Here is a 19519-nt window from a genome sequence, read left to right as displayed (position 1 = left end):
TTTTTAATAAGTAATTAGATTACTTCGTTTATTTAATTTTAGTACCAACCATTTGCTAACCAGAATGATTTAGCTGCATCCCATGAACCATAGCGACCTGCTACGTACTGATCTGCCACGCGTTCTTGGTTGGCAGGTGAATAGTCACCATTTAAATAAGAGGCAGATAATTGGTAACGACCGATATACTGACCGTTTGTTGCATCGTAAGAACCACTAGATTCACGTTGTGCGATCCACTCTTTTGCATCACTGCTTGCGGCAGGTGCTGCTGGTTGCGCTACTTCTTGAGCAACAGGTTGTTGTACTTCTTGTTGTACTGGTTGTGCAACAGGTTGTTCAACTACTTGTTGAACTGGTGCAACTTCTACAGCTGGTGCTGGAGTATTAGCAACTTCTTTTTCTGAACGAATAACTAATTGTTCTCCTTCAAAAATTAAATCAAGGTTTGGCAATTTGTTATCAGAAGCAATTTTTTGAATTAAGCTATTGTCTCCTGCAAATTGATGAGAAATTGTTGATAAAGTATCTCCTGCTTTAACTGTATATAAGCTTTCTGCGTTTGCGTCTGTTCCTAAGAATAATCCTAAACCTGCGGCCAAAGTTGTTCCAAGTAAAATCGTTTTGATTGATTTCATGTATGTTTCTCCTTTGTAATTAAAAATATTTGATTGTTGCTCTTAGCTCTCGGCAACAACCACGTCTGCTTCGCTTTATCGAAACGACTTCACATACTTTATCATCGAATGGCCGGCCGTAGGTGAATATCTCGTGACAATTTATTACTAGAATGTCGGTTTTGTTACATTTTGTAATAAAAAGCTGCTGGAAGCTTGATATTATCCTGTTTATATTTTGCGAAAAAAAGTTAAAAAAACAGGATTTTATTTTTGAGAAACCGTTTTCCAACCCTTGATTAGCCCTTAAATGTCGGTTTTTTTACATTCGTTTCAGTCAAAAAGTAACAAAATGTTAAAGATACTAGACATAAGAATGTTTTTTTCAAAATTCACGCCTAAAAAGAACAGGTGTTTTCTTTGAATTTTTTTATCATTCACTATTTTTATTTTTCCTTCTATATATAGTTAAATTTTATATCGTATTCATTTTTCGATTCTGAAAAAACACTAAGCACTTCCTATTGAAACAAAAAGAGTTAAACAAAAAAATCTTATATTTTGCTTGTTATTTATTCATTTTAATCTTATTCAAAAAAGGAACAGCTAAAACGAATGTGAAAACAAATTATTGAAAATAAAGCAGAATAAATATTCATTTTTATCATAATTCACGAATAAAAAACAAACAATCACTCGAACGCTTGTTATTTAAAAACGTAATCAGTTTTTTCTCTTTCTATTTTCCAATCTATGAGTAATAAAATATATGAATCTACATTTAAGTCATTTTATTATCAAATATTCTGAATATTATAAGAATTGGAGTTTTATCTATGAGTGACAAAGAACAACTTGAGAAATTAGACAAATCCTTTCTGGGACAACCGAAAGGACTAGCAACACTGTTCTTCACAGAAATGTGGGAACGTTTCAGTTACTACGGCATGCGTGCTATTCTAATGTATTACATTTACGATACCGTAGCCAATGGCGGTTTAGGTCTCCCCAAAGCAACTGCCTTAGCCATCATGTCCATTTATGGATCAATGGTTTTCATGTCCAGTATCATTGGAGGTTGGGTCTCTGACCGTGTCTTAGGTTCAAGGAAAACTGTTTTTATTGGTGGTTTGTTAATCATTGCTGGACATATTGTTCTCGCTACCCCATTTGGTGTCCCCGCCTTATTCGTTTCTATTATGTTAATTGTATTTGGGACTGGGATGTTAAAACCAAACGTTTCAGGGATGGTTGGCCATCTTTATTCAAAAACTGACTTACGTAGAGATGCAGGCTTCTCCATTTTTTACATGGGGATTAATATCGGAGCCTTAATCGCTCCCCTTGTTGTCGGAACTTTAGGACAAGAATATAATTATCATTTAGGCTTTTCCGTTGCCGCAGTAGGGATGTTCTTCGGGCTACTACAATATTATTTCCAAGGACGTAAATCTCTGGCTGGAATTGGTCAGGCCCCAACTAATCCAATGTCTAAAGAAGAGCAAAAGAAATTTGCTAAAGCATTTATGCTGGCAATTATCGTTGCTTTACTTATTTTTGGTGGCGCCTATGTCACAGGACATTTAACAATTGATTTCTTTATTAATACCATCAGCGTGTTAGGAATCCTGTTACCTGTTTATTATTTCAGCAAAATGTTAACGTCTAAAGATGTCACTGCTGAAGAAAAACCAAAAGTTCTGGCTTACTTGCCATTATTCTTAGCAGCAATTGTTTTCTGGTCATTGGAAGAACAAGGTTCGTCTATTCTTGCTCTATTTGCAAATGAACGGACGCAAACGAGTTTGTTTGGCTTCCCGATTGCCGCTAGCTGGTTCCAATCATTAAATCCTGTATTCGTAGTTATTTTGACCCCTATTTTTGTTACATTATGGACAAAACTAGGTAAACGTCAACCATCAACCGTTGTGAAGTTTTCACTAGGGCTAGTCTTTGCTGGTCTTTCCTTCGTCTTATTAATGTTGCCAGGTCTACTTTATGGTACCGAAGGACGGGTGAGTCCACTTTGGTTATTCTTTAGTTTCTTCATTATGATTGTCGGAGAAATGTGTTTATCTCCCGTTGGCTTATCGATTACTACAAAATTAGCACCGAAAGCTTTCGAAGCTCAAACCGTTGCTATTTGGTTATTAGCAGATGCCGCTTCACAAGCCATTAACGCTCAAATTGCTCGTTTCTATACACCTGGAACAGAGTCAGCATATTTTGGGATTGTCGGACTTGTAGCTGTCGTTGCCGGGATTCTCTTATTCATTGTGAAAAAACCAATCCAAAACTTAATGGGTGACGTCCGTTAAACCGTCAAAAAGTTGCCTTTCTCTTTTTTGAAAGGCAACTTTTTTATACAGCGTTTTGATAACGTTTTCATCAAGTGGTATACTAAATAGAAGGAGGACGAGGACATGCGTTACTTAATTGGCGGTATTTTTTTATTGATTAGTATCTGGCAATTCATTGTTACTGGACGGACATTTTCCTACTTAAAGAAAGAGGGCGGCAAAAGAACCTCACCGTTTATTCTGTTAGGACTATGGAGTAGTTTAGTGTTTGCTATTATTTCATTTGCTGTGGCGATTGCTTCTTTCTTTTATGTGAGTTTTTAAGGCAAGTATATTTTATATTTTGTCTTATTAAGCAACGAAAAACATCTCAAAAAATCGAGATGTTTTTTGTTGCACATTTTTATCTAAATGGAATGATATTGCGAAACTTTTTGATAGGCACTTGCTATTTTTTCAAATGGTGTTTCCTCAAAAATAGTGAACAGTCCGGGCTTATGTTTATTCAAAAATTGAATGGTTTCTTTAAGAGGTACCTGCCCTTCGCCAATGGCTACCGGAAATATCTGCTGATTTCTTATAATGAAATCTTTCAAATGAAAAGCAACGATTTTTTCACCAAAACACTCAAACGCTTCTTCTACTATTTCCAAATACGTTTTATCTATATCTACTCGAATTAAGTTGGTAGGATCCAAAATAATGCCTAAATTAGTTGAAGCAACCTCGTCAATCAATCGTTGCATTTTTTCAATTGTATGAATTGGATGATTGATTCCTGGTTCAATCCCAACAATTATCCCATACTTTTCAGCTTCTCGACATAATCTTCTAACAGAAAATAAAACTTCTTCGTATGCTTCTTCTGTATAATTATCTTCAGTGTAATAAATCGTTTCATATATACTGCCTGTTTCAGTTGCAACGATTTTTGCCCCAAACATTGAAGCGTAACGAATGTATGTTTCAAATTGATGCAGTCGTTTTTCTCGCTCTTCTAAATCTGGATGAATCAGATTAATATAACAACTTAGGACACTAATCGTAATCTTTTCATCTTCGAAAATATTCTTCAATTGACTTCCTAGTCCTGGAGATAGAACAGCAGCACTTGCATATTCTGGATAAGAAATACCTAAGGCAAATTGAATTGAAGTGATGTTCGTTTCAGCAATTTTTTTAGCCAATTCCACAGGAGATATTTTGGTGCCAACATCATGGGCACGTACTGCAAGTGTCAACATTTTATTCAAGCCTCACTTTCTTGATAGATTCTTCGTAATGATCAAAATGAATGATCTGATTATTCTTATGTTGCACCAAAAATTCTTTCGGTGTCATATTAAACTCTTTTTTAAAGGATTTCAAAAAGTGTGGATATGATTTAAATCCACATTTCAGGTAAACATCACTAGCACTGCGATATTCTTTTAATAACTGTTTAGCGTAAAGTAGTTTCTTTTTCAGCACAAATTGATGGAAAGTAAATCCTGTATGTTTCTTAAATTCCCGCGTTACATAATACTTAGTCACAAAAAAATTTTTTTCCATCTGTTCTAAGGTTAATGGTTGATCCAAATTTTGAGAAATGTAGGTAATCATTGCTTCAATTCGTTCATTTTCAATCATTTGTTTTGGTTGGCTCTCATTCTCTTCTTTCAGAACTAATTGATTTAAGTAAATTAAAAAGTCTAACAGTTGTTGTTCATAACGAACATCCGCACCATATTCTTCTGGCAAAGGAGAATGATCTAACGGGGTCAAGTAGTTTGCTAATTTTGCTACATCCACTTTGATAACTTTACTACGACGCTGACCAAAATGTTGAAAACAAGCAGACAAGTTTGTCCGTTTACTAGATCGTTGTTGTAAAAAATCAGGTGTTAAAAAAATATACATCCGTTCAAAATCATCAGTACTCTGCTTAATAATTCGATGTAAATCATGATAATGAATGAGTAAAACGGTTCCTGCTTCAACATCAAATTGATGTCCATCTAAAAAGAACGTTGCTACCCCTTTTAACGTACAATGGACTTCATAAAAATCGTGGTAATGATAGATGGTTTTTTCTGGACTAACCATATCTTTTACATGAAAGATCTCATATTGATCTGAAATCATACTATTTACTTGTGATTTCCGGATTTCTTTTACACTCTTCAACAAGATTCACCTCTTTTTTTAGAAGTTAACTATTTTTTGAATAAACAGTTACAGCTAATGTTGGTACAATTTATTACTTTCTGGAACAGCCGTTACCACAAAGGCTTTCTTTGTAAGTTCCAGAACAATCCCTTGAAATCAACTCTACTCAAGTAAGTTGTTTTGTGTACAATCATACGATTCACTATAACAAACTGTTCTATTTTAAATTATAATTCAAAAACTTTTTTTAATTCAGTCGTCACCGGCGAGCAATCAGGATTTGTTTCCATAATATCTTCCATATAGTTCCACCATTTTTGATTGATTGGCGTCAGTGCTATTTGCTCCCAGCGAGCTTCATCTTCTATTTCTAAATAACCAAAAAGTGTACTGGTTTCAGAATTTAAAAAAATTTGATACTTAATTGCCCCATGTTCTTTCAGCATTTGACGCATTTCTGGCCATAACTCCTCATGACGTCGTTGATATTCGGCATGTTGATCAGGATATACTTGCATACAAAAGGCTTTTTTTATCATAGCTTTCTCCGTTTTGATACTTTCTCTTCCAAATAGCCAACTTTCGGTGTCACACCAAACGCTTCTGCTAAGCGCCATAAATCTGCATCTGAAATTGTTTGGCGAACGCCTCCTTGCGCACAAACATAAGTGTACACTTCAGCGGCTTTTTCGGCAGTTTCAATTAAACCAAATACTTCATCCATATCACGGCCAGTACCATAAATACCATGTTGCGGCCATAAAACCAAACGAGATTCTTTCATTTTTTCAGCCGTTGCTACACCAATTTCATTCGTTCCAGGAACCAACCATGGAATAATGCCAACACCGTCTGGAAATACTACTAAACATTCGGTACACATTTGCCATAATGTTCTAGTAAAGACTTTTTCATCTAATTCGTGGGTAAAACTCATTGCTAATAAATGACTCGCATGATTATGCATGACAATGCGATTTTCTGGATCAACAGCTAAACGAGCAATATGGCTCATAAAATGACTAGGTAATTCACTCGTTGGCACAGCTTCATCTTCTAAGCCCCACAATAGTTCTAATTCCTGGCCATTTTCACTAACTCGTAAAATCCCTAAGTTTTCACTTGGTGCATCACAGACATTTTTAAAATATTTTCCTGAGCCTGTCACGATAAAATATTTTCCTGCTAATTTCGTTGCATCAAATTTCATTGGAATCTTTCGGAGCACTTGTGTTGGATTTAGAAAAGGTAAAATCTCCTCCTCTTTTAATAAATACGAAATATTTCCGCCATTTCGTTCATCCCAACCTAAACGATATAAATTTTTGGTCGTTTTGACCATTTCTTCCACAAATGGTGCTTGTAACACGTTCATTTTTTTCATTTTAGAAGTTCCTCTCGTTTGTTAATTTTATGAAAAACGACAACTATCTTTACCTGTTGGCAATTGACGAGTTGGTAAAATCACTTTTTCGTATTCTTGAACATCCGTTAACCAATCTAAGCCGATAGGTACGTGATTTTCTTGACAGTAGTAGTTCCAGATATCGGCAAATGGAAAGTCTTTTAACTCTTCCGTTAAGGCTAAACGTGTGGTAAAATCTCCTATCAATTCAGCTTCTTTTAAGACGTTTGTTGGCTCAAGCATCGCTTTCATTAACGCTTTTTGTGTATTGCGGGTGCCAATCACCCAAGCGGCAACACGATTGATTGTGGCATCAAAGAAATCTAAGCCCACGTGTGTTTTTCCTAATAAATCATTGCGAACTAACTCCTTGGCAATTTCTTGCAATTCATCATCCATAATGACAACGTGGTCACTATCCCAGCGAACTGGACGACTGACATGTAATAGCATTCCTTCGCCAAATAAGGATAATGAAGATAACTTATTAGAAATCACTTCTGTTGGATGAAAATGACCAGCATCTAAACAAATTAATTTATTCCGCGTTAAACCGTAGCCCATATAAAATTCATGAGACCCAACTGTATAGGCTTCTGACCCAATCCCAAAGAGCTTGCTTTCCACTGCATCGACTGTATAAGCTGGATCAATTTCCTCTGAAAAAATTTCATCTAGCGAAGCCATTAGCCGCTTTCTCGGCGTTAAACGATCAACTGGGTTATCTTTAAAGCCATCTGGCACCCAAAAGTTATTGACAGCTACTTGTCCTAATTCTCTTCCAAAATATTCAGAAATTCTTCGTGAACGTTTCCCATGCTCAATCCAAAAGTCTCGAACTTGCGGATTCGGATGAGCTAAAGTAAAGCCATCGCGGTACATTGGATGCGAGAAAAAGGTTGGATTAAAGTCCAATCCTAAGCCATTTTCTTTTGCCCAAGTCACCCATGGTTCAAAATGCTTTGGTTCCAGTTCGTTTAAATCCACCCTTTCCTCTGTGTCTAAATAAATAGCATGCAAATTCAATTTGTGTTTTCCTGGAATTAAAGAAAACGCTTTTTCTAAATCTTGACGTAGTTGCTGGGGACTTCGAGCAACGCCTGGATAATTCCCTGTAACTGAAATACCACCAGAAAGTTCATCCTCACTTAAGAAGCCTCTCACATCATCTCCTTGCCACACATGCATTGAAATTTTGACATCAGCCATTTTTTCCAATACAGCTTCGGTATCTACGCCAATACTGGCATATTTTTCTTTCGCTTCTTCATATTTTTGTGTAATGGTTGTCATAATGAGCTCCTTTTCATAAATGCTTGATAGCGATTTTTTATTGTTGAATCAATTGGATTTGCTTGATAGATTTCCGTGGGAAAAGATGTTTGGATACAAGTACGAGCTGCTGGAATATCTTTAAGTTCACCTGTTGCAATCATCTGCATCAAAAGATTACCTAAAGCAGTTGCTTCCCCAGGTCCCGCTTTCACTGTAACATTAGCAACATCAGCAGTTAGCTGGTTCAATAAACGATTATTGGAACCACCACCGACAACATGTAAAGTTGTAATTTTCCGTTCGATTCCTGTTAATTGAGCTAATTTTTCTAGTTCTACGCTGTAACACAATGCTAAATTATCATAAATACAACGAGCGAGTTCACCAGGGCTTTCAGGAACTGTTTGTTGTGTTTCACGGCAATAGGCTTGTAATTCAGTAATCATATTTCCCGGATTTAAAAAACGAGGATCATTTACATCAATAAATTGTTGAAATGCTGGTTCTTTTTCAGCTAAGGCGGCCAATTCAGCATAGCTATATTGGTAGTTTTGGTGCCGTGCCACTTCTTGAATTAGCCACATACCCATAATATTTTTTAAGAAACGAATTGTGTTCTGGGCGCCCCATTCATTCGTGTAATTTTCTTGGAAAGCTTCAGCAGAAATTGTTGTAACAGTCGTTTCAATGCCTAATAAAGACCAAGTACCACTGCTAATGTACGCCCAGTCATCGCCAATGCCTGGCGTACCTAAAATTGCTGAAGCTGTATCATGACTAGCTATCGTAATCAACGTTGCATTTGGTAAATCATAGTCTGGAAAAGCCGCTGTTTGCAGGTCGCCTAAAATCGTGCCCGGCTCTACTAATGTTGGAAATAGTGTTTCATCAATTCCTAGGAAATCCAGTAATTCACTTTCCCATTGTTTCGTTCCAGCATTCAACAGTTGCGTGGTGGAAGCGTTGGTTGCTTCGATGACTGCTTTTCCAGTAAAGACATAACCTAAGTAATCAGGGATTAACAACAATTGACTGGCTGCAGCCAAACGTTCCTTTTCCTCTACAAATAACTGAAAAATGGTATTAAAAGGCTGAACTTGAATCCCCGTTTGTTGGTACAATTTTTCTAATGAATAGCCTTTTGAAAAATTTGTTACAGCTGCTTCTGTCCGTCCATCTCGATAAGCAATCGGTTCGTCCAAAAGTTGTCCAGATTGATCCAGCAGACAATAGTCAACACCCCAAGTATCAATTCCAATAAAGCATTCCTTGATACCTAATTGTTTAACTTTTTGCAGACCAAGCAGTAACTCATGAACTAAACTAGCCATATCCCAACGCTGATACCCATCTTTTTGATGAAAACCATTTTTAAAACGATGAATTTCTTCTATTGTTATCTGACCATTCGCTAAGCGTTGACTTTTCATTATGCGACCGCTAGAAGCGCCAATATCAACCGCTAAATAGGTTCGTTTCTCAACTTGTTCTTTTTTCACTTTGTTGATAGTTGTCAATCCTTTCACTATTTTTATTTTTTGTACGTTAGACTAACTTTATGTATTCATCATAAACAAAAAATAGCGCTTTCACCTCTCACAATTTTGAGATATAATTGTACTATCTTGGTAATTAGGAGGTTCTTATGGATTATTGGGAAAAAGCCGACTACTCTTGGTCAGACGATTCTAAGCGACATATTTTGACACCTAGCAGCAAAAGTCGCACACTTTTTTATTACATACAGGAAATTGGACAGTTTAAAGCCTCGCGCCCTTATTATACGGAGCGGGCACATTTACCATCATACTTAATTAAATTCACGCTAAATGGTACTGGGGAATTACGCTATCGTTATCATACATACAGCTTACAGAGAGGTGATTTATTCTTTATTGACTGTCGGGATTATCAATACTATCAAGCAACCAGCGAAGATCCTTGGGAAATGGACTGGATTCATTTTGAAGGAGGAAATTCTGGTGCTTTTTTCCAAGAATTTATGAAAAATGGTTCACCAGTTTTCTCCACTAATCAGCTTCCAGAAGATAATCCTATTCATTTAATCATTCAGCAGCTATTACAATTACAAGATTTACAACATGCGCAAACTGATTACCAGTCTTCCGTTTTAATTCATCAATTACTGAACGAATTATTGTTGCAAAAGTATCGTCAAGACTTTACCTACGAAACGATTCCATCATTGGTTTTGGAAATGAAAGCTTACATTGATCAACATTTCAAAGAAACAATTTCTTTAGAAGACTTGGCTCAACTCTTTCATTTAAATAAATATCAATTGAACAAAGAGTTCTCCAAATACATTGGATTACCGCCAATTAAATATCAAATTAGTAAAAAAATTTCTTATTCAAAAGATTTACTACGCTATTCTAATCAAACAGTGAAAGAAATTGCTGTAGATGTTGGTTTAGAAAACTATGCCTACTTTAGTCGATTATTTAAAAAGCGAACTGGATTAACTCCTAGTCAATACCGTAAAAGTGGCTTCTAAAAAATCTCTCTATGACACATAACGTCATAGAGAGATTTTTTATTTCTATGCCTCCTAAACTCAATATTTTATAGTAAATTACCAAATCTAGTTGATTGAACAACTTATATTTCGCTCAATTGGGGTTGTTAGACAATTTGTATTGAATTAAGAAATTAGATTTGGTAACCACATGACAAGTTCAGGTACATATGTGATTAAAAGTAAAATTGCTAGAATTATCAGATAAAATGGAACTAGCGGTTTCAGCATTTGCTCAGCTTTAACACCCCCAACACTAGCACCAACATATAATCCTGTTCCAACAGGTGGTGTAATTGAGCCAACACACAAGTTCATAATCGCAAATAAACCAAAATGAACTGGATCCACTCCAACATTCATAACAATTGGTAAAAAGATTGGTGTAAAAATCAAAATAGCTGGACCAACATCCATAAACATTCCCACAAACAATAGGACAACGTTTACTAATAATAGAATTAAGTATTTATTGTCTGTGATTCCTAAAATAGCTGTACTGATTGCTTCTGGTATCCCTGTAAAAGCCATCGCAAAAGACATCATTGAAGAAGTTGCCAACAAGAACATAATGGTTCCGCTCATCAAGACAGCCTCTTTTAACATTTTAGGTAAATCGTTTATTTTCACTGTTTTGTAGTAAAACATTGAAATCAATAATGAGTATGCGACAGCGATTGCTGATGCTTCAATCGCTGTAAATAACCCCGTCAAAATACCGCCAATAATAATGACAATTAACAATACACTGGGAACCGCTTCTCGCAAAACCTTGCTGACTTCTCCTTTTTTTGCTTTTGCCACAGTAGGATAATTATGACGTTTTGCAATAACATAAGCTACCACCATAATTCCTAACGCCCACAAAGAACCTACCAAATAACCGCCTAAAAATAAAGAAGAAATAGAGGCCCCGCCAGCCACCAATGAATACATAATAAACGCTGTACTTGGTGGAATAACCATCCCTGTAGGAGCAGAGGCAATATTTACAGCCGTTGCAAATTTCCGATCATAGCCCTCATTTACTTGTTGCGGAATTAGCACGCCACCAATAGCAGTCGATGCTGCAATTGCAGAGCTAGAAATCGAACCAAATAATGCGTTCCCTAACACATTAGTATGTGCTAGCGCGCCGGGAACACGACCAACAAATAACATAGAAAAATTTACCAACTTTTGGGCAATTCCCCCATTATTCATAATCACGCCAGAAAAAATAAAAAACGGAATTGCTACGAGAGAGAAACTATTTAAACTAGAGACCATTTTTTGAGCTGAGGTAAATGCAGCTGCTTCAAAAGGAATTACTAATAACAATGTTGCAATTGAAGATGCCGCAATGCTCATACCAATTGGCATACCAACTACCAATAAGACTGCAAAAACTACAAATAAGATAATGCCTGCTTCTAAAGCCATATTTTTACTCCTATTCTTTTTCTTCTATAAACGCATTAAGAATCTTTTGATTGCGTGAATAACTCTAGCAAATTCATCAAACTATAAATAAACATCAAAACACCTGCTGCTGGAACAGCTAAATAGACATAACCCATAGGAATTGCCAAAGATGGTGAAATTTGTCCTAACGTAATTACTACACCATTCCAACCGCCAAATATCATAATCACTCCTGCAAAAAGTAGGAACAACAATTGAACAATAAATTCTAAAAAGCGTTTTTGTTTCCCTTGTAATTTTTCACTTAACAAAGTTACTGCTAAATGTCCCTTTTTTCCAACCACATAAGCAGAAGCTAACATCGCCAGCCAGACCAATGCAAAGCGAACAAATTCTTCTGTTAAGGTACTAGGATTTTTTAACACTGTCCGGGCAAACACTTGGTACAAAACGACCAAAACCATTGCAGCAAGAATGATTGATCCAAGTATTTCTAAAAGTCGATTTAAAAATTTTCTAAAACCTTTCATAATTACCTCCTTAATTAGTCCGCCAACTGGCGAATAGCCTGATACAGTTCGCCATATTCTGAGCTATTTTTGAATGATTCATGCAACGGTTGAACGAGCTTTTGGAATGGCTCACTGTCTACTTGATTGAACACAACGCCATATTCTGCTTGTGCTTTTTTCTTTTCTTCTTCAACCGCTTCTTTAAAGACCGTTTTTTCAAAAGCGGTCGATTCTTTTGCTGCTTCTTCAATCGCTTGTTCTTGTTTCGCTGTCAAACGTTCTTTTGTCCCCTCGTTCATAATCACAATATCTGGCACTCGAGTATGCTCATCATAAGAATAATACTTAGCCACACCACCATGACCAGCTGTATATAAAACGAACTCATTATTCTCTGCACCGTTGATTAGATTAGATTGTAGAGAAGTATATACTTCCGAACTACCCATAGGTACTGGCGAACCTCCTAAAAGTTCTACCATTTTGATGGCGGTTTCACTTTGCATGACCCGAATTTTTTTACCTTTCAAATCATCTGGAGATGTAACAGGCCCTTTGCTCATATAAAAACTTCGTTGACCAGAGTCATAATAAGTTAAACCAACAAATCCTAATTTTTTTGTAGAATCATACACTGGTTGCATTAGCGCTTGATTATCCATTACTTTAAAAAAATGTTTTTCATTATCAAAAATATACGGAATGGCAAATACAGAATAATCTTTAGAAAAGCTTTCTAATGCTGATCCACTGACCTTTGCAAAATCAATTGCACCAGTTTGTGTTAATTCAATTAGTTCTGTTTCTCCACCTAATTGACCATCTGGAAAGTATTCAATTTGAACTTTACCATCTGTTTTTTCCTCTACCAATTCACCGAATTTCTTCATAGAATCGATAACTGGTTGGCTATTACTAGCATACGCATAGCGCAAGACTACCGTATCACTTGCCGAAGCTTCTGTTTTGCCGCAACCACTTAGCAACTGTAATCCTGCCAATACCATAACTGCTGTAAATAAAACCTTTCTTTTTTTCATGAACTTTTCTCCTTACTTTTCTAGCAATAAGAAACAAGCAATTCAGTCAAACATAGGATTGTTAATGATTGACCATAAGGCATCGCTGTCATTCCAATTGTGCGATAAAAATCTAAATTATCACCCATTCCTGTACCAACTGACACATGTTGTACTTCTCCCGTTTCATCAATCTCATTTAGTAAGCCAGCAATTGCTTTGTTTGCCACTTCTTCATATTCAGAAGAAATATATTTTTTATGAACCGCTTTTAAAATCCCATAAGCGAATCCCGCTGTAGCAGAAGATTCTAAATACGAATTTGAATCATTAATTAATGTATGCCATAAACCAGATTCATCTTGGTATTTCGCTAAAGCTGCCACTTGCGCATTGAGGGTACTTAATAAAAATTCCCGTAAACTATCTCCTTTTGGTAACTCTAAGATTTCAATAATTTCTGGAATAGCAATCGTAATCCAGCAGTTTCCTCTTGCCCACAGTGCTTCCGCATAATTATGATTTCCTTCAAAAGTCCAACCGTGATACCATAGACCACTTTTTTTATCTTGTAAATATTTAATATGGATTAAAAATTGATGCTTTGCTTCTTCCAAATAATCGAGTCGATTCAACAACTTACCAATTTTTGCCAAAGGTAAGACAGTCATCATTAACGTATCATCCCATAATTGATTTTTATTTTCTGGTCCATATGTCGCATGTTGCAAGCCACCTTCATTCGTTCGGGGCATTTCTTCCATCACCCATTCCGCCCATTGCTCTAAGTAAGGTATATATTTAGAGTCTTTCGTGTCTTCATATAGATAAGCCATTGTTAAAAGCGGAGCCATCGTATTCACATTCTTAGGCGGCGCGCCTTCTTGCATCCGACCTTCAAACCAGTCGTTAACTACTTGTAAAGCTTTTTCACTTTTAGTATTTCGATAATTCTTATATATACCATACAACCCAACGCCTTGCGGCCAGTTCCAAATCGTCCAACTTTTGTCATCAACTTTTAAACCATCAAAATCTAACAAAAATTCACCTGTGTTATCTTTAATCGTTGTTAAATTTCTAATTAATAAGTCAATCGTTGTTTCTACTGTATCTTTTGGTATGAATTGTTCCTGTTTAATAATCATCGGCAATCAAAACTCCTTTTCCATCCCACTAGCGCAAATGAAACGCTTTCATTTTTTGTAATTTTAGTTTAGCAAGGAATGTTAGCAAATTATATAGTTAATCTTGACGAATTACTGTCAAAAATTGACTTTTTTTAAAAATTAGATACGGTTTTTACCAATTCAATCAATGAGTAAATAACAAAAAACGGACATCCTTTTTAGGGATGTCCGCTTTTTGTTACTTATTTATGGTTGTTTTCCAATATAAGCTAAAATTCCACCATCGACATATAAGATATGTCCGTTAACAAAGTCAGAAGCGTTAGATGCTAAGAAAACTGCTGGGCCAGCTAAGTCTGCTGGTGTGCCCCAACGATTAGCAGGTGTTCGTCCCAAGATGAATTCGTTAAATGGATGCCCTGGTTCTCTTAATGGCGCCGTCTGTGGCGTTTCAATGTAGCCAGGTCCAATCCCATTACATTGAATATTATATTGTCCATATTCAGAAGCAATATTTTTCGTTAACATTTTTAGTCCGCCTTTTGCTGCCGCGTACGCACTAACTGTTTCACGACCTAGTTCACTCATCATTGAACAGATATTGATAATTTTGCCATGACCCTTTTCAATCATATCTGGAATAACCGCTTTTGCCATAATAAATGGCGCATTCAAGTCAACATCAATCACTTGACGGAACTCTTCTGCTGACATATCCACCATTGGAATTCGTTTAATAATTCCCGCATTATTGACTAAAATATCAATAGAGCCGACTTCTTCTTTAATCTGAGCAACCATCGCTTGAACTTGCTCTTCATCAGTGACATCACACACATAACCACGTGCTTCAATCCCTGCGGCCCGATAATTTTCCAAACCTTGTTCAACTGATTCAGGAGATAAGTTATTAAAAACAATTGTTGCTCCTGCTTCAGCTAGGGATTTCGCAATCTCAAAGCCAATCCCATAAACAGCACCTGTAATTAACGCTACTTTTCCATCTAATTGAAAATCATTCATTTTAAATTCCATGTTTTCTCCTCTTTCTTTGGTTTATTTTAATTGATCCATTGCAACCATATCCATGTCTGTGTACGTAATATTTTCTCCGCACATGGCCCAAATAAAGGAATAATTACTTGTACCAACCCCAGAATGAATTGACCAGCTTGGTGAAATAGCTGCTTGTTCATTACTCATTACTAAATGTTTCGTTTCGTCTGGTTTACCCATCATGTGGAAAATCCGCGTATCTTCTTCCATATCAAAATAAACGTACGCTTCCATACGACGTTCATGTGTATGACAAGGCATTGTATTCCAAGCGCTACCTGGTTCTAAAATGGTGTAGCCCATTTGTAACTGGCAACTTTCACAAACGTTCGGATGAATGTATTGGTAAATTTTACGTTGGTTCAATGTTAATGGATCACCCGTTTCCATTGGGGTAATTTCATCAATACTAATTTTTACGTTCGGATATTTATGATGTGCTGGCACACAACTAATGTAAAATTTCGCTGGATTATCAGGGTTTTCTGAAGAAAAACGAACATGTTTTGTTTCTTTCCCAATATAATAGCCATCTTGTTTTTTCATTGTTTCTTTGGCGCCATCAATTTCAATAAAGCCGGGTCCCCCAATATTAATAACTCCTAATTCACGGCGTTCTAAGAAATAATCAACTCCTAATTCCTTGTCCAAAATAATTTCTAATTCTTCTGTGGTTGGTGTCACACCACCAAAAATCATCCGATCATTATGTGTGTAGGTTAAGCTGATTGCACCTGGAATAAAAACTTTCTCTACTAAAAATTCATCTCTCAATTGTTCTGTTGAATAGTGACGGATATCCGCCGGACTATGTGTATAACGTGTTTCCATATTTTGCATAACTAAAATCTCCTATCTATTTATTTTTCCTGAGCCCGTTACCAAAAAAGCAAGGACTTCTTTTTGACTAAATTGATTACAATCACCATGGACAGTATGTTTTAACGCACTAGCCGCTGTCGCAAAATCAATACAGGTTTGTGGATCATAGGCAGCTAATAAACCATGTAAAACCCCACCAACAAACGCATCACCGGCACCGACACGGTCAACAATCGGTTGTAATCGATGACATTTGGACGTATAATACGCACCTTTGTACCATAGCGTTCCGATTAATTCATTATCTGTCGCTGAATGAACTTGACGTTTGGTTGAATAAAATACTTGAATGTTGGGATAACGTTCTTGCATTTTTCGGTAGTACCACGTTAATGCGTCTTCAAGTTCTTCCTCTGGTTCTGGAATCTCCAGTAAATAACGAGCATCTAATACCCCAGCTGAACAAATATCAACAAATGGAAGAATGGCCTTCAATGCCACGCTCGCTTCTTTCTGGGACCAAAGTTTCCCTCGATAATTAATGTCAAAACTTACTTGGCACCCTGCTTGCTTCGCTGCTTTAACTAGCGCAACCGTCATACTTTGCCAATTTTTTGATAACGCCGCTGTAATTCCTGAAATATGAAAGATCTCTACTCCTGAAAACAGCTCATGTAAGTCCCATTCCATTTCTTCGATTTGAGCAAAGCTTGAATAGGCGCGATCATAGACAACACTGGCTGCTCGTTCTCCTGTACCAGTTTCCAAGTAATATGTTCCTAGGCGTGTTCCGCCAGTTCGTACAAATTCCGTTGAAACCCCATAACGACTTAAATGCTTTTTGGCGGCTTCTCCTAATGAATTATCGGGCACTTTACTAGCAAAAGTCACTTGGTGGCCATAGTTCGCTAACGAAATTGCTACATTCGCTTCACCACCGCCGTAATGTACAGCAAAATTTTCTGTTTGTGCTACGCGTATTCCGACAGGCGTGGACAAACGCAACATGATTTCTCCCAATGTTACGACTTTCCCCATGTGCCTACACCCCTTTGATTGCTTGGAATTTTTCCATATAGGCTTGGGCAACCTCACGAACTTTTTCAAAATTCCCAGTTGCTGCTGGTGCTAACAGATTACCGCCAACACCGACGGCCGTCACACCTGCGTCAAACCACTCGGCCATATTTTCCAAACTGACACCACCCGTTGGCATAATATTTAACTGAGGCAATGGCGCTTTAAATGCCGAAATAACACTCGGTCCATAAACACTTCCCGGAAATAGTTTAATAATATCTGCTCCGCTTTTCAGTGCTTCTTTCATTTCTGTGATGGTCATACAGCCTGGCAAATAGGGAACTTGATATAAATTGCAAATTTTAGCGGTTTCTTCATCGAAGCTTGGACTCACAATATATTCAGCCCCTGCTACAATAGCTAAACGAGCAGTCGTAGCATCCAAAACTGTCCCCGCACCAATGACTACGTCAGGATTCTCTTGGTATAACGCAACTAATTCCTGAATCACTTCTGTTGCTTGAGGAACAGTAAAGGTTAACTCAATCCCCCGCATACCGCCTGCTACAATGGCTTGACTAGCTTTTAGCGCTTCCTCTTTTGTCTTTCCGCGAACCACAGCAATCACGCCAGCATTTTCTAATTTTTGTAAAATTGATACTCGCTTCAACAGACTCCCTCATTTCTTATTTAGAAATATATATTTATTATAAAGAAATTCACAACTTCATTATACAGATAAAAAAAGAAAATGCAAACGTTTTTACAAAAATAAAAAAAGAAAGCCAAACAAAAATCCCAATCGACTTTTGTTTGGCTTTCTTTTTCTACTATAATTTCGCTTCAATCGCTGCTTTTGTTGCCAAAAGGGCTTGATTAATCGTCGTTTTATTTTCCTCTGTCAAACGATATTTCGGCATGCTCACACTAAAAGCACCCGCAATTTCGCCATCTTTCATTAAAGATACTCCGCTACAGAAAATATCTTGTTCAATTTCTTCATCATCGTAAGCAATCCCCGTTTGTTGCACTTGTTTTAATTCTTTTTTCAAACGCAAGGGATTGGTAATCGTATTTTCGGTATAGGGAATTAATGTCTGCGTGTCTAAATATTGTTGCACTTGTTCTTCCGTAAATTCTGCTAAAACGGCTTTACCCATGGCCGAATTATACAAAGGTCGAGTAATTCCCACTTTCGAGGACATGCGAATGGTTTGATTTTTCGGTTCTAATTTATTGATATACAGAATTTCATTATTATTTAAAATCCCTAAATGAATGGTTTCATCGACCGTATTTTGAAGGTTTTCTAAATAAGGTACCGCAATTTCAGCTAAATCGATTTGCTCCACACTTTGATTCGCATAGCGAATCAATTTTGTTCCTAAGCGGTACGTCTTGTTCGTGTCTTTTTGAACATAGCCAATTAATGTTAAGGTTTCTAAAATTTTGATTGCCGTTGATGCCGTCATTTCGGTATTCTTTGCAATTTCCTGTAAGGTTTGATCGGGTTGTAAACTTAGACAGTCCATGATTTTAGCCGCTTTTAACAAGACTGTTCCATAAGGTTTTGTTTCTTTCATCGAAACCCTCCTTTTCCATATAAGAAATTATATAGGAAAATAAAGAAATTGCAAGAAAAAAAGAACTCGAAGATTCATTCAGTAACGTTTTACTTTCACTTCAGGTCTTTCTCCCAGTCCTATTTCATTCTTATTTTCTTTTCTTTAACTCATCAGAAACATCTGCATCCTTAGGAATTAAAAGATACTCACTGACTTCTGTGGTTTCATTAAATACGACATATAATTTTTGTTCTTCATCGAAATCGCCCAAATCAATCGCTACGTAATTGGGACAAACTTCTGAGATACCATGAAACATTTGACTAAAGATTTTTTTCGTCATCCCCACATTACGATGCTGCTCTTCTGCTTTTTCCACCGCACTTTGTAACGTATATCCTTCATCTAAAAAACGCTTGATCCAATGCACTTTGACGACTGTATGTAACCGATATTTCCGTGGACCGTTTGCGTCTTTCGCAATGGAAGAAATATACCCTTTTTCTTCCCAATAACGAAGTTGACGTGGCGAAACTTCAGCAATTTCACTTAGTTCACTAATTCCTATCAACAAATTTTCTTCATTTAACAAACGCTGAATCATTTTTGACCACATTAGTTTAACTTCCTTTCCCTTATCCTTTCCTTAATTGTAGTTTTTTTTACACCTTTGTCAAGTAAGTTGACAAAGATTCTAATTAGTTGTA

General features: G+C 36.7%; 20 protein-coding genes. 3 read left to right on the top strand and 17 right to left on the bottom strand.

Annotated elements, in window-relative coordinates:
• Window positions 1–38: 38 nt before the first annotated feature.
• Window positions 39–638, bottom strand: a complete 600-nt coding sequence (locus IGJ41_RS01980; protein ID WP_002355317.1) for a LysM peptidoglycan-binding domain-containing protein — start codon at window positions 636–638, stop codon at window positions 39–41.
• An 815-nt stretch (window positions 639–1453) separates the two neighbouring features.
• Between IGJ41_RS01980 and IGJ41_RS01975 the strand changes: the two genes are divergently transcribed.
• Together IGJ41_RS01975 and IGJ41_RS01970 are read left to right on the top strand one after the other, a co-directional pair.
• Entirely contained in the window at window positions 1454–2935 is a 1482-nt protein-coding gene (locus IGJ41_RS01975; RefSeq protein WP_086281366.1) for a peptide MFS transporter, read from the top strand.
• A 105-nt stretch (window positions 2936–3040) separates the two neighbouring features.
• Window positions 3041–3241 (top strand): hypothetical protein, encoded by a 201-nt coding sequence (locus tag IGJ41_RS01970; protein WP_002355314.1) that lies wholly within the window; start codon window positions 3041–3043, stop codon window positions 3239–3241.
• Window positions 3242–3324: 83 nt separating this feature from the next.
• Here the strand turns inward: IGJ41_RS01970 and IGJ41_RS01965 are convergent, their stop codons facing one another.
• The 6 genes from IGJ41_RS01965 to rhaB all read right to left on the bottom strand — a co-directional run bounded on the left by IGJ41_RS01965 (window position 3325) and on the right by rhaB (window position 9271).
• Window positions 3325–4161, bottom strand: a complete 837-nt coding sequence (locus tag IGJ41_RS01965; protein ID WP_002355313.1) for a sugar phosphate isomerase/epimerase family protein — start codon at window positions 4159–4161, stop codon at window positions 3325–3327.
• Between the two features lies 1 nt (window position 4162).
• Entirely contained in the window at window positions 4163–5041 is an 879-nt protein-coding gene (locus IGJ41_RS01960; protein WP_002358417.1) for an AraC family transcriptional regulator, read from the bottom strand.
• 251 nt (window positions 5042–5292) lie between these two features.
• Entirely contained in the window at window positions 5293–5604 is a 312-nt protein-coding gene (gene rhaM, locus IGJ41_RS01955) for an L-rhamnose mutarotase (protein WP_104806444.1), read from the bottom strand.
• Window positions 5601–6449 (bottom strand): rhamnulose-1-phosphate aldolase, encoded by an 849-nt coding sequence (gene rhaD, locus IGJ41_RS01950; RefSeq protein WP_002363003.1) that lies wholly within the window; start codon window positions 6447–6449, stop codon window positions 5601–5603. Before rhaD ends, rhaM begins: the two co-directional genes overlap by 4 nt.
• Before the next feature lie 27 nt (window positions 6450–6476).
• On the bottom strand, window positions 6477–7763 hold the full coding sequence (gene rhaA, locus IGJ41_RS01945; RefSeq protein ID WP_438713781.1) for an L-rhamnose isomerase: 1287 nt from the start codon (window positions 7761–7763) through the stop codon (window positions 6477–6479).
• Window positions 7760–9271, bottom strand: coding sequence for a rhamnulokinase (gene rhaB / locus IGJ41_RS01940; RefSeq protein ID WP_002364952.1), 1512 nt, complete (start codon window positions 9269–9271; stop codon window positions 7760–7762). Before rhaB ends, rhaA begins: the two co-directional genes overlap by 4 nt.
• Before the next feature lie 119 nt (window positions 9272–9390).
• Between rhaB and IGJ41_RS01935 the strand changes: the two genes are divergently transcribed.
• Window positions 9391–10263: a helix-turn-helix domain-containing protein gene (locus tag IGJ41_RS01935; protein WP_002355307.1), complete on the top strand. Its 873-nt coding sequence runs from the start codon at window positions 9391–9393 to the stop codon at window positions 10261–10263.
• A gap of 147 nt (window positions 10264–10410) precedes the next feature.
• Here the strand turns inward: IGJ41_RS01935 and IGJ41_RS01930 are convergent, their stop codons facing one another.
• The 10 genes from IGJ41_RS01930 to IGJ41_RS01885 form a co-directional block, all read right to left on the bottom strand.
• The gene (locus IGJ41_RS01930) at window positions 10411–11706 is read right to left on the bottom strand and encodes a TRAP transporter large permease (protein ID WP_002375834.1); all 1296 of its coding nucleotides are present in this window, start codon (window positions 11704–11706) and stop codon (window positions 10411–10413) included.
• 35 nt (window positions 11707–11741) lie between these two features.
• Window positions 11742–12218 (bottom strand): TRAP transporter small permease, encoded by a 477-nt coding sequence (locus IGJ41_RS01925; RefSeq protein ID WP_153854047.1) that lies wholly within the window; start codon window positions 12216–12218, stop codon window positions 11742–11744.
• Window positions 12219–12232: 14 nt separating this feature from the next.
• On the bottom strand, window positions 12233–13240 hold the full coding sequence (locus IGJ41_RS01920; protein WP_153854048.1) for a TRAP transporter substrate-binding protein: 1008 nt from the start codon (window positions 13238–13240) through the stop codon (window positions 12233–12235).
• A 20-nt stretch (window positions 13241–13260) separates the two neighbouring features.
• A complete protein-coding gene (gene bglB / locus IGJ41_RS01915; protein ID WP_002385348.1) occupies window positions 13261–14367 on the bottom strand; it encodes a beta-galactosidase BglB in 1107 nt (368 codons plus the stop codon).
• Window positions 14368–14595: 228 nt separating this feature from the next.
• Entirely contained in the window at window positions 14596–15384 is a 789-nt protein-coding gene (locus tag IGJ41_RS01910; RefSeq protein ID WP_002362994.1) for a gluconate 5-dehydrogenase, read from the bottom strand.
• Window positions 15385–15405: 21 nt separating this feature from the next.
• Window positions 15406–16245, bottom strand: a complete 840-nt coding sequence (kduI, locus tag IGJ41_RS01905; RefSeq protein ID WP_002355301.1) for a 5-dehydro-4-deoxy-D-glucuronate isomerase — start codon at window positions 16243–16245, stop codon at window positions 15406–15408.
• Between the two features lie 12 nt (window positions 16246–16257).
• Window positions 16258–17265 carry a sugar kinase gene (locus IGJ41_RS01900; protein WP_153854051.1) on the bottom strand — a complete coding sequence of 336 codons (1008 nt, stop codon included), beginning with the start codon at window positions 17263–17265 and terminating at the stop codon, window positions 16258–16260.
• Window positions 17266–17269: 4 nt separating this feature from the next.
• A complete protein-coding gene (locus IGJ41_RS01895; RefSeq protein ID WP_153854052.1) occupies window positions 17270–17917 on the bottom strand; it encodes a bifunctional 4-hydroxy-2-oxoglutarate aldolase/2-dehydro-3-deoxy-phosphogluconate aldolase in 648 nt (215 codons plus the stop codon).
• Window positions 17918–18077: 160 nt separating this feature from the next.
• A complete protein-coding gene (locus IGJ41_RS01890; protein ID WP_153854053.1) occupies window positions 18078–18830 on the bottom strand; it encodes an IclR family transcriptional regulator in 753 nt (250 codons plus the stop codon).
• A 130-nt stretch (window positions 18831–18960) separates the two neighbouring features.
• Entirely contained in the window at window positions 18961–19428 is a 468-nt protein-coding gene (locus tag IGJ41_RS01885) for a MerR family transcriptional regulator (protein WP_002383688.1), read from the bottom strand.
• Window positions 19429–19519 lie beyond the last annotated feature (91 nt).

It is taken from the genome of Enterococcus sp. DIV1537a (assembly GCF_051712085.1).
GTDB lineage: Bacteria > Bacillota > Bacilli > Lactobacillales > Enterococcaceae > Enterococcus > Enterococcus faecalis.
Note: the sequence above shows the minus strand (reverse complement) of the source record. Positions and strands in the feature narration are given on the sequence as shown.

Excerpts from the sequence above, each read along its gene's own strand:
- IGJ41_RS01980 (WP_002355317.1), bottom strand. The coding sequence starts at position 638 with ATGAAATCAATCAAAACGATTTTACTTGGAACAACTTTGGCCGCAGGT.
- IGJ41_RS01975 (WP_086281366.1), top strand. The coding sequence starts at position 1,454 with ATGAGTGACAAAGAACAACTTGAGAAATTAGACAAATCCTTTCTGGGA.
- IGJ41_RS01970 (WP_002355314.1), top strand. The coding sequence starts at position 3,041 with ATGCGTTACTTAATTGGCGGTATTTTTTTATTGATTAGTATCTGGCAA.
- IGJ41_RS01965 (WP_002355313.1), bottom strand. The coding sequence starts at position 4,161 with ATGTTGACACTTGCAGTACGTGCCCATGATGTTGGCACCAAAATATCT.
- IGJ41_RS01960 (WP_002358417.1), bottom strand. The coding sequence starts at position 5,041 with ATGATTTCAGATCAATATGAGATCTTTCATGTAAAAGATATGGTTAGT.
- rhaM (WP_104806444.1), bottom strand. The coding sequence starts at position 5,604 with ATGATAAAAAAAGCCTTTTGTATGCAAGTATATCCTGATCAACATGCC.
- rhaD (WP_002363003.1), bottom strand. The coding sequence starts at position 6,449 with ATGAAAAAAATGAACGTGTTACAAGCACCATTTGTGGAAGAAATGGTC.
- rhaA (WP_438713781.1), bottom strand. The coding sequence starts at position 7,763 with ATGACAACCATTACACAAAAATATGAAGAAGCGAAAGAAAAATATGCC.
- IGJ41_RS01935 (WP_002355307.1), top strand. The coding sequence starts at position 9,391 with ATGGATTATTGGGAAAAAGCCGACTACTCTTGGTCAGACGATTCTAAG.
- IGJ41_RS01930 (WP_002375834.1), bottom strand. The coding sequence starts at position 11,706 with ATGGCTTTAGAAGCAGGCATTATCTTATTTGTAGTTTTTGCAGTCTTA.
- IGJ41_RS01925 (WP_153854047.1), bottom strand. The coding sequence starts at position 12,218 with ATGAAAGGTTTTAGAAAATTTTTAAATCGACTTTTAGAAATACTTGGA.
- IGJ41_RS01920 (WP_153854048.1), bottom strand. The coding sequence starts at position 13,240 with ATGAAAAAAAGAAAGGTTTTATTTACAGCAGTTATGGTATTGGCAGGA.
- bglB (WP_002385348.1), bottom strand. The coding sequence starts at position 14,367 with ATGATTATTAAACAGGAACAATTCATACCAAAAGATACAGTAGAAACA.
- IGJ41_RS01910 (WP_002362994.1), bottom strand. The coding sequence starts at position 15,384 with ATGGAATTTAAAATGAATGATTTTCAATTAGATGGAAAAGTAGCGTTA.
- kduI (WP_002355301.1), bottom strand. The coding sequence starts at position 16,245 with ATGCAAAATATGGAAACACGTTATACACATAGTCCGGCGGATATCCGT.
- IGJ41_RS01900 (WP_153854051.1), bottom strand. The coding sequence starts at position 17,265 with ATGGGGAAAGTCGTAACATTGGGAGAAATCATGTTGCGTTTGTCCACG.
- IGJ41_RS01890 (WP_153854053.1), bottom strand. The coding sequence starts at position 18,830 with ATGAAAGAAACAAAACCTTATGGAACAGTCTTGTTAAAAGCGGCTAAA.
- IGJ41_RS01885 (WP_002383688.1), bottom strand. The coding sequence starts at position 19,428 with ATGTGGTCAAAAATGATTCAGCGTTTGTTAAATGAAGAAAATTTGTTG.